Annotated in this window: 7 protein-coding genes, 1 tRNA gene and 1 pseudogene; 6 read left to right on the top strand and 3 right to left on the bottom strand. The window is 48.8% G+C overall.

Annotation, left to right across the window (positions count from 1 at the left end; genetic code table 11):
* A pseudogene (locus tag ACJAZW_RS14250) lies at positions 1-391 on the bottom strand (hypothetical protein); the annotation flags it as partial.
* A gap of 426 nt (positions 392-817) precedes the next feature.
* On the opposite strand from ACJAZW_RS14250, the gene ACJAZW_RS14255 reads away from it, so the two are divergent.
* The 5 genes from ACJAZW_RS14255 (at position 818) to ACJAZW_RS14275 (ending at position 7426) form a co-directional block, all read left to right on the top strand.
* On the top strand, positions 818-3169 hold the full coding sequence (locus tag ACJAZW_RS14255) for a methyl-accepting chemotaxis protein (RefSeq protein WP_415159258.1): 2352 nt from the start codon (positions 818-820) through the stop codon (positions 3167-3169).
* A gap of 214 nt (positions 3170-3383) precedes the next feature.
* A complete protein-coding gene (locus tag ACJAZW_RS14260; protein WP_415159260.1) occupies positions 3384-4121 on the top strand; it encodes a hypothetical protein in 738 nt (245 codons plus the stop codon).
* A complete protein-coding gene (locus ACJAZW_RS14265; RefSeq protein WP_415159262.1) occupies positions 4118-4714 on the top strand; it encodes a hypothetical protein in 597 nt (198 codons plus the stop codon). The genes ACJAZW_RS14260 and ACJAZW_RS14265 overlap by 4 nt, the downstream gene beginning before the upstream one ends.
* 27 nt (positions 4715-4741) lie before the next feature.
* Positions 4742-5866: an acyltransferase family protein gene (locus ACJAZW_RS14270; RefSeq protein ID WP_415159264.1), complete on the top strand. Its 1125-nt coding sequence runs from the start codon at positions 4742-4744 to the stop codon at positions 5864-5866.
* 420 nt (positions 5867-6286) lie between these two features.
* Positions 6287-7426 carry a Fic family protein gene (locus tag ACJAZW_RS14275; protein WP_415159266.1) on the top strand — a complete coding sequence of 380 codons (1140 nt, stop codon included), beginning with the start codon at positions 6287-6289 and terminating at the stop codon, positions 7424-7426.
* A 190-nt stretch (positions 7427-7616) separates the two neighbouring features.
* Here ACJAZW_RS14275 and ACJAZW_RS14280 read toward each other — a convergent pair.
* Positions 7617-7692: transfer RNA gene (locus ACJAZW_RS14280), tRNA-Ala, on the bottom strand.
* Between the two features lie 103 nt (positions 7693-7795).
* A complete protein-coding gene (locus ACJAZW_RS14285; RefSeq protein ID WP_415159268.1) occupies positions 7796-8227 on the bottom strand; it encodes a TIGR02300 family protein in 432 nt (143 codons plus the stop codon).
* Between the two features lie 178 nt (positions 8228-8405).
* Between ACJAZW_RS14285 and aroA the strand changes: the two genes are divergently transcribed.
* On the top strand, positions 8406-9513 hold a 1108-nt coding region (gene aroA / locus ACJAZW_RS14290), incomplete at its 3' end, for a 3-phosphoshikimate 1-carboxyvinyltransferase (RefSeq protein WP_415159270.1).

Here is a 9513-nt window from a genome sequence, read left to right on the forward strand (position 1 = left end):
GCATGGGATCAAAAATCAGATTTGAATATTCCGCATGCGGGGATGTCAGGGGCAGTAGGGTTGTTGTACCCAAATGCAAAATATCCGTCATTAACGGCCAAACGGCGGCGAGACGATCGCCATGCCAAAGCAGCATTATCTTAAGCGCAGCATCTTCGTTTTGTTGCCCAACGGTGTTCCACCAATGTTGGCACCAATCATAGGTTTGAAAAAAGGTGAATGCAGCGGCATGGTCAGCTTCTAACACTTGCCAAGGCGTCGCAAGCTGCGCAAACCGTGCGGCAGACTGGACACATTCGACCGAGGAGGCCCTAAATTGTTCGGGCTCATTGCGTACGTCATCGGGTTCATTTGTGTGCTGCATTTTGGTTGCCGGTTGCACCAGAGTCATTAGTTGCCTGCCCCGAAGGATGGTTGGTGGTTCTTGACCATTTATGCTTGATTGAAGTGAAAAGATTCATAATTCAAGCCACGCCTAGTGTCGCTGTTTGACAGAAACACCCACCATTTGTCGAATATTTGTGCCGATTTGGGTTAATTGCTCACAAATGGGTATCAACCTATGAAGCACATAGAATATGACAACAGCGCAAAAATAGCCCCTGGCGGTCAGCAAATGTTGCTTGCGTCTGATTATCAAAAACGATTGCCACCCGAACATCTTTGGCAAATATGAATTAAACTAATGAAATATCAGGGTAATTCAAATGTAGTTGTCGTCGTAAACTACACATGTGAACCAGACGAACCATTTACTGTTCAGAAAGGACGTTCAAGTAACATTCTTGAAAGTAGGTCGTAAACTTGGAAAAGTGGCATGTTGAATTCAAAAGGTCTAAGTCGGTTAAAAATATCGCAACGGATATTATTGCTCACCATTACAGGTGGTCTTTTGTTCTTGGTGTTGGGCGCTGGATATTTCTATTCGCTCGTCACCTCCGAAAGCGTGAAGGCCGAAGAACAACGGTTTTCCCAGATTGATCGAAACGCCAACCAGCTCAAAGCTGTGGTTTTGGATATGCAATCGGCCGAAAAGAACTTTCTCTTAAGTCCAAATGTGGAGTTAATTGAGCAGGTTGCCACTCAAGATGCAATCATAGAAGAGAAATTGGGCGAGCTTCGCCCCTATATCAAGGGGCCAGAAATCCTTGAGCATGCTGAAATATTCGACGAACAATTGACCCAACGGCGGGCACTTTTCAAAAATATTGAGAACCTTTCAATCGAGCTGGGCCTTGGTGCAGAGGACGGCATTCGCGGCAGCCTTCGTTCTGCTGTGCAAGCGGCAGAGGCTGAATTGCAGCGCGCAAATTTGGATGTATTGACCATCAAAGTGCTGATGATGCGACAGCACGAAAAAGACTTCATTCTGAGCGGCGACGAGAAATTTGTTGCTGACATTGACTCTCGGGTGAGCGAATTCCAAATGCAAATAAATTGGACGCCGCTTGCAGATGATAAGAAAAAAGAAGTGACGAGCCTGATCAGCACGTATCAAGCCGAGTTTAAGTCTTTCGCTGAAAAAACCGGCGAACTGAACACAGCTGTTGCCGACCTAAAAGCACTGTATAGCCTGATGCTGCCCAACATAGATGCGTTGCTCGCAGAAGCGGATAAAGGCGTCGTAGCTGCCGTTGAAAATCTGAATGCCGTGGAACGCAATTCCACAATCATATTCTCATCGGTTATCGGCTTCGCGTTATTGTTCATGATTGCCGCCGGTACCATCATTGGCCGCTCCATCGCCGGACCGCTGAACAAATTGGCGACGGCGGCGGAGGAATTGGGACAAGACAAACTTGACGTGGAAATTACTGCGGATGCGGCCAATACTGAAATTGGCACCCTGACCCGGGCACTGATGATCTTTAAAGAAAACGCGATCAAAGTCGCTGAGCTTGGAGAAAAAGAGGCCGCGCGGCAAAAGCAAGTCGCAAAACGTGCTGAAATGATGGAAGACCTGCAAATGTCGTTCGGTGAAGTGGTTGGGGCTGCGGCCGCGGGCGATTTTTCTAAACGCGTCAACGAAGATATTGCAGATGAGGAAATGGTCAAACTTTCTCGCAGTGTAAACCATATGATCAACACCGTAGATAGCGGTTTGAAACAAACCGGGGAAGTGCTTGCGGCTCTAGCCAACACAGACCTGACCAAACGCGTTGAAGGCAATTTTGAAGGTGCATTTGCCCAGCTCAAGAATGATACCAACCGGGTCGCAGATCGCTTGAACGATGTGGTTGGCCAATTGCGAAACACGTCACGTGCACTCAAAAGCGCGACCTCAGAAATTCTGGCCGGGGCAAATGATTTGTCCGAGCGGACCACGCGACAGGCCGCAACCATTGAGCAAACATCTGCTGCGATGGAAACATTGGCCGAAACTGTGCTGGAAAACGCCAAAGAGGCGGATAGCGCCAGCGAAAATGCCAACCGGGTAAAAGCCACTGCGGAAGAGGGTGGGGAAGTCATGCGCCAAGCCACGACCGCCATGGGCAGGATCACGGAAAGCTCTGGCAAAATTTCCAATATTATTGGCATGATTGATGACATCGCGTTCCAAACTAACTTGCTTGCGTTGAACGCTTCTGTTGAGGCAGCGCGCGCCGGAGAAGCTGGCAAAGGCTTTGCGGTCGTGGCTGTTGAAGTGCGTCGACTAGCACAATCTGCCGCCCAAGCATCTTCAGAAGTAAAGGTCTTGATTGAGCAATCTGGAACCGAGGTAAGCGGTGGCACCAAGCTTGTTGCGAAGGCGGCTGAGAACTTAGAGCAGATGTTGGATGCAGCCCGCTCGAACAATGAGGCGATGGTGTCTATCGCAGAAAAAAGCAAGTCACAGGCCAATTCGATTGAAGAGATAAATATGGCCGTCAGAGAAATGGACGAAACCACCCAGCACAACGCCGCCTTGGTTGAAGAAACAAACGCCGCAATTGAGCAAACTGAAGCACAAGCCAACGAGCTTGACCGGATTGTTGATGTGTTCGTCACTGAAAATGGCGGCCAGCCACGTTTGCCCCTTGGCGCAAACAATGAAGTACCGGCCGAACTTCCCGTTCAAACGGGAATCAAGGCACTACAAGAAAAGGCCATGAACGTGGCCAAGAGTTTTGTTTCCAGAGGCAATGCAGCGGTCGCGGTGAACGCTGATGAAGAATGGCAAGAATTCTAAGAGACGATTTGAACTAAATCTGACTTATGGCGCCCCCAAATTTCGGGGGCGTCTTCATTTCTGCCAACAAGCCGGCTGAACTGCATTTCTCTTAACCTTTTCAATTAACTACATCCCACAAAACTACGCCAATATACGGATGGATGGATCGAACCCACAGGCAAAATCTGGTATAAAGAATTTGTTAAGTATTGTGTAATTGGGATGATCACGTTTGTTATTGAAACCAGCCGCTATTGTTATTTTGGCCCTGATGCCGGTTGCCGCGATTGGCGCGCAGCAAGAAGACATGCAAAATCTTCGTCAGGAGTTTGCGGCCATTTCCTATGGATATGCCGTTGACCAAATTTGCGATGTCACAGCAAATGAAGAGAAAATTTCGTTCTTAGCTGATTTTATTGATGCGAATTGGTGGTTGTGGCGCGCACGCACAGGCGTGAACAAACCCATTGCAAAAAAGATGGCTGAAAAAGCATGGCGGACAACGGAAGCAGGCAAGAACTGCGCGGTAAACGAGATAGCAGACGTTCAAAAATCTATCGAGTTGCTGGCGACATTTTCGACCCGCGTCGAGACGGTATTGGGCACACCAACCAAGAGCCTACTTAACCCTAAACCCAATCAAAAACACATATTCGCGACTTATCAAGCTGCACGGCTAGCCTGGATTATTGCCAAGAAATGCCGCGCGGACATCGAACAAAATGACAACCTTTTTGCGCGGCTGATGCAGACACGCAAGGAGTTGCTCACCGTATTTCGACCCGACCAACTTGCCGGTCTTGAAAAGTCGACCGCAGAAATGTTGGTCTGGGGCACGATTGGCGCCTGCACCAAAAAACGCAATCAGTTTGTTTTATTGGCTAACGAATTGTTGGCGGAGCTTGGGCAGCAGCCTGATGGTGCGCCGCTCCCCCAAACCACAACCGCGAACGAACAAGATAAGACATGATAAATTATAGATATCTCACATCCAAGGCAATCACTGCAGGTTTCATCCTTTATTGGATGGTGTTTTGGCTGTTCAACGGACTGGATAAATTCTTGAACCGCTCCTCCATTGGTGGATTGACTTGGTTCGGCAAAGACCGCAATTGGCAATTTGGCGTCTATTTGGAAAATCTAGGGATATCCCTTGACCATGTACCCGCCATCCTGACCTTTGCCGGCCTGTGGGAATTGGTTTTGTCTGTGTTGTTCTTGTCCGCGTTGAACGTCATGCTGGTGGCGGGCGAACGCGAACAGGACGCCTCGGACCGGCTTTATGTGTTGGCCCTGTTTATTTCCGCTCTGACTTTCATTGGCTTTAGCGCATTTGACACGGTGGTTGGCGACCGCGCTGAATTGTTAGAACACAGCACATATATGGTGGTGATTGCTGTCTCCTATATTTGCATGGCGGTTGAGAACATGGTCAAGCGCCAACGCGACACCGGATTGCCAGCTGTCTTTGCTCAGACCGCACCTGCAACCAAATTGAAACTGAATCCAGTACATACTGCGCGGCAACAAGACCATAGAGCCGTTCAAACGCCTGCCGAATAGTTAGTACGAACGCAGATAGGGATCAAAATGATGAAAAAAGTTGGCCTAAGAACGATTGAACAGTTTTGCAACAGCCGTGACAATAATCTCAACTTGTTGCGTTTCTTTGCCGCTTTTGCTGTTGTCTGGAGCCATGCGTTTATCGTGGTGGGTGGCGACTTGGCAACCGAACCATTAATGAACGAAGTGGGTTACACACTGGGCCATTTGGCGGTAAATGTTTTCTTTGTGATCAGCGGATTTTTGATCGCACAGAGCCTTGTGCGCTCAAAGGACATGTTTGAGTATTTCTCGGCACGGTTTTTGCGGTTAATCCCTGGCCTGTTCGTTGCTTCGGTCATCACGGTATTTGTGATTGGACCGCTATTTTCCAACGAAGGTCCACTTGCATATTTCTCTTATCTGTCGACTTGGGCATACGTGCCCCTGACCAGTTCGATGCTTGTCGATAATGGGCAATTGCCCGGTGTGTTTGCAAATGTGCCTTTTGCACTTGAGTTGAACACGCCGCTTTGGACTTTGCGTTGGGAGGCGATGGCGTATGTTGGACTGGCGGTTTTGGGCATGTTGGGATTAATGTCCACCAAGTTGCGATTTGCCGCGGTTCTTGCCCTTTTTGTTGCCCTCTATCTCGTTGTCACAATATATACAGATCTGCGGGAAACGATTGCGCCAGTTGACCACATTATGCGCTTTGGCCTGTGTTTCTTGCTCGGCTCTGCGGCCTATATGTTCCGTGACAAAATTCCAGTCACCCTTGTTCTTGTGATCCCTCTGGTTTTGTTGCCAGCGGTGTTGCGCGACACTGACTTTTATCAAATGGCCTTTATTTTGGCGATTGCGTACACCACATTCTGGCTAGCCTATGTCCCAGCTGGATTTGTGCGCCAGTACAATAAAATCGGCGACTTCTCCTATGGCATTTATATTTATGGGTTCCCGATCAAACAGATCGTCATTACCTTGATGCCCGAACTGGACCCACTGAGCTTGATGGCGATTGTCACCCCCCTTATCATCATGGTTGCCGCAGCCTCATTTTACTTTGTTGAACGTCCAGCACTCCGCAAAAGGCATTTGCTCGCCGCTAAAATGCGGGGGATTGCTGAGCGTTTCAATTTCAAACGGGCGTCTACGATGCCGGCGGAGTGATCTGTTCACTTCACTTTTGAACCACAAGCAATACTGAAGCTGCCGATGCTATGCGTCGGCAGTTTTGTGTTCAGGTTTTAAGAAAATTGGTGGAGCCAGACGGGTTCTAACCGACGACCTCTGCACTGCCAGTGTACGACAACGTACTTTAAAGCGTATCTACAACGGACTCCATCCATTCGTTGGCAATCTTTGTGGCGCGAATTTTTCTCTTTTTGAACCACAACCTGCTTTGTGGTGCATGCATGCACTGCATATTACTTTGTGGGGTAAAACTAATACTATTTGAACCACAACGCGTTTTGTGGCGCGACAATGAACATCAAACTATTTTGTGGATCACAAATGTCAATTTTATTGACACAATTGACTTTGTGGCTCATTTTTTAGATAAAATGAACAACAACTAGCGAGCTTACAATGTTCGACCGCAGCGATTACGACTTTAGCGACAACGTAAATTATCACTATGGGAATTTCCCACCCACGAACCTATCGCTAGAAAAACTGGTGCCTAAGCTCCTAGAAGCGCAAGAAGCAATATCCAGATACGATCAAATGCTGAAAATGCTGCCAAACAGCGAACTGTTGTTGGCACCGTTGCGCAACCAAGAAGCGGTCATATCCTCAAGAATGGAAGGGACTATCTCCACAGTCGACGAAGTGATGGTCTATCAAGCAGAAGAAGACGATGAAGAACAACCGACAACGAATTCAAAGTACCGTTCAGACGTGATTGAAGTGGCTCTCTACAGCACCGTTCTTCGCCGTGCTCAAAGAGCCATACTCGATGGCGAACCAATCAACGAGAACCTCATCAAAAATTGCCACAAAGTGCTACTGAGCTTTGGGCGCGGAGCAATAAAATCGCCGGGCGAATACAAAACAGAACAGAACTACATCGGTGACGAAAGAAAGAAGAAAGTCTATTTTACACCAGTTTCGCCGTTGGACATCCAAGCGGCAATGGTCGCACTACTCGACTACATCGAAACCGACGACACGGTTTCTCTGGTTAAAACTGCCGTAACGCACGTCGAATTCGAAGCCCTTCACCCATTCAACGACGGCAACGGTCGAATTGGCCGGTTGCTCATAACCCTACTGCTGTGGAAGTTCGGACTGATACACAAGCCACACTTCTATATGAGTGGATACCTAGAAGAACACAAAGATCGCTATATCGAAACAATGCGGCAAGTGTCGCTGAACGACGACTGGACCACTTGGACCGAGTTTTTTCTCGATGCAATAGTCGCGCAAGCAAAAGGCAATCTACAAATGGCAACAGAAATCTCAGCACTTTATGAGAAAATGAAGGAAAGGTTCCGCGAACTCACGTCATCTCAATGGGCCCTTTTGGCACAGGACTATATATTCCGAACCCCAGTTTTCCAAAACGGTCGCTTTACAAACCGGGCCGGGATACCCGCAAGCGCCGCAAAACGAATATCGAAAATACTTGTGAAGAATGGCCTTCTAACAGAAGTGCAACCTGCGGCCGGCAGAAGATCGGCGATCTACATGTTTGAGCCTCTCATGGAGATTGTACGCGTCTAGGGTCTGGACTGGGTGCAAAATAGACTGATTTGAGGAGAGAAACGAAAGCAATTTTCATATCGGTGAGGCTTTTCGACGCTGAAGCAGCCTGTTTTGCATCCAACCCGAAAGGTTGCATTCAATGAACCCTAGATCACTTCTTTTTCACCAACACAAGAAAGAAAAACTCTTTCAATATGAATGAGTTAATTGGTGGAGCCAGACGGGATCGAACCGACGACCTCTTCACTGCCAGCGAAGCGCTCTCCCAGCTGAGCTATGGCCCCAGAAATGGTGATCGATGGGATCAAATCACCACAGGTTTATCGAGGCGCAAACTAGTTACAACATTTGGACGTTGCAAGAGGGAATTTGCGCCCCAACGAATTTTTATAGATCTTCGTCTTTTTTCACCGGAACGTCGAAACCAATTTCATCGTCATCATCGTCCGTTTCTAAGAACGTATTGTCGTCCGCCGATGTGATTGGTTCATCATCATCATCTTCCAAATCAACATCTGGAAGGTTTTCAATTACATCGTCTTCATCATCGTCGTCGTCGTCATCGTCTTCTACATCGTCAAGCGAGATAACTACCGCCCCTACAGCAATGGCTGCTGCATCTTGTTCGACTTCGTCAGTTTTGACGACTGCAACAACTTCTTCTACTTTTTCTTTCTCTTTCACGACCGGAGCGGCAACAACAGCTGGCTGAAATTGTGCGCCGCAACTTGGGCACAGAATAGGATCTCTGTTCAAATCGTAAAATTTGGTCGCACAGCTTTGGCACTGGCGCTTATTTCCGCGGTCTGCTTTTGCCACTAATCTAACCTTTTTGAAAACTTCATTTGTTGGCAGGTTGGGTACGTAACGTAGCGGGTTCTGTCAAATGCAAAATTGCAAAAAGCGCCAAACAAGCCATTCCAAGCATTGTCGACATGATATTTTGCGTGTTAAATGCCCTCGCGCAACATCACAAACTCAAAGAAAAACTTTTTACATGTCTGATCATTCTTCTAGCCCCACCCCATTGGCAGCAATGCGGTCGAGCGGGCTTAAGGGCTCTATTGCCATGCCCGGCGATAAGTCTATCTCTCACCGCGCTTTGATGTTTGGCGCAATGAGTATCGGAGAAACCGTCATTTCCGGCCTCTTGGAAGGCGAAGACGTTTTGGCCACCGGCCGCGCAATGACCCAGCTTGGCGCGAAAGTGCAAAAGCGCGGCGAGCACTGGCACGTCAATGGCGTCGGTGTCGGCGGCTTCTTGGAACCCGACGCGCCACTTGATTTTGGCAATGCAGGCACGGGCGTGCGGTTGGCGATGGGGCTTGTGGGCACCTATGATTTTATTTCGCGCTATACAGGCGACGCCTCACTTTGTTCACGGCCAATGGGGCGGGTGCTTGATCCGCTTAGATCAATTGGTGTTGAGGTGCTTGAGCATAATGATGGCAAATTGCCGATTGCGCTGCGTGGACCTTCAATGCCTGTGCCAATTACCTACCACACCCCTGTCGCTTCGGCGCAGGTCAAGTCGTGCATTATGCTGGCGGGGTTGATTATCCCGGGTGTCACCACGGTGATTGAAGATATATTTACCCGCGACCATACAGAAAAAATGCTCGCCGGGTTCGGGGCGAATGTGCAAGTCACCACCAACGCCAACGGCCAGCGCACCATTGAAGTTGAAGGATTGCCCGACCTGCGTGGTCAAGAAGTGCAAGTTCCCGGCGACCCAAGTTCTGCGGCCTTCCCCATGGTTGCGGCATTGATCGTGCCGGGTTCTGACCTCACCATCGAAAATGTGTTGATGAACCCGACCCGCACCGGACTGTTGATCACCTTGCGGGAAATGGGCGGTGACATTGAAATTTTGAACCAACGGGTTTCCGGTGGCGAAGATATTGCTGACATTCGGGTGAAATATTCAGAGCTTAAAGGCGTGACGGTACCCGCCGAGCGGGCCGCATCTATGATTGATGAATATCCGGTTCTCGCTGTGGCTGCGGCCTTTGCACAAGGCGCGACACACATGCCGGGGATAGACGAATTGCGGGTGAAAGAAAGCGATCGTTTGTCGGCAGTGGCAGATGGTCTTAAGGCCAACG

The sequence above is a fragment of the Maritalea sp. genome (assembly GCF_047634455.1).
GTDB lineage: Bacteria > Pseudomonadota > Alphaproteobacteria > Rhizobiales > Devosiaceae > Maritalea.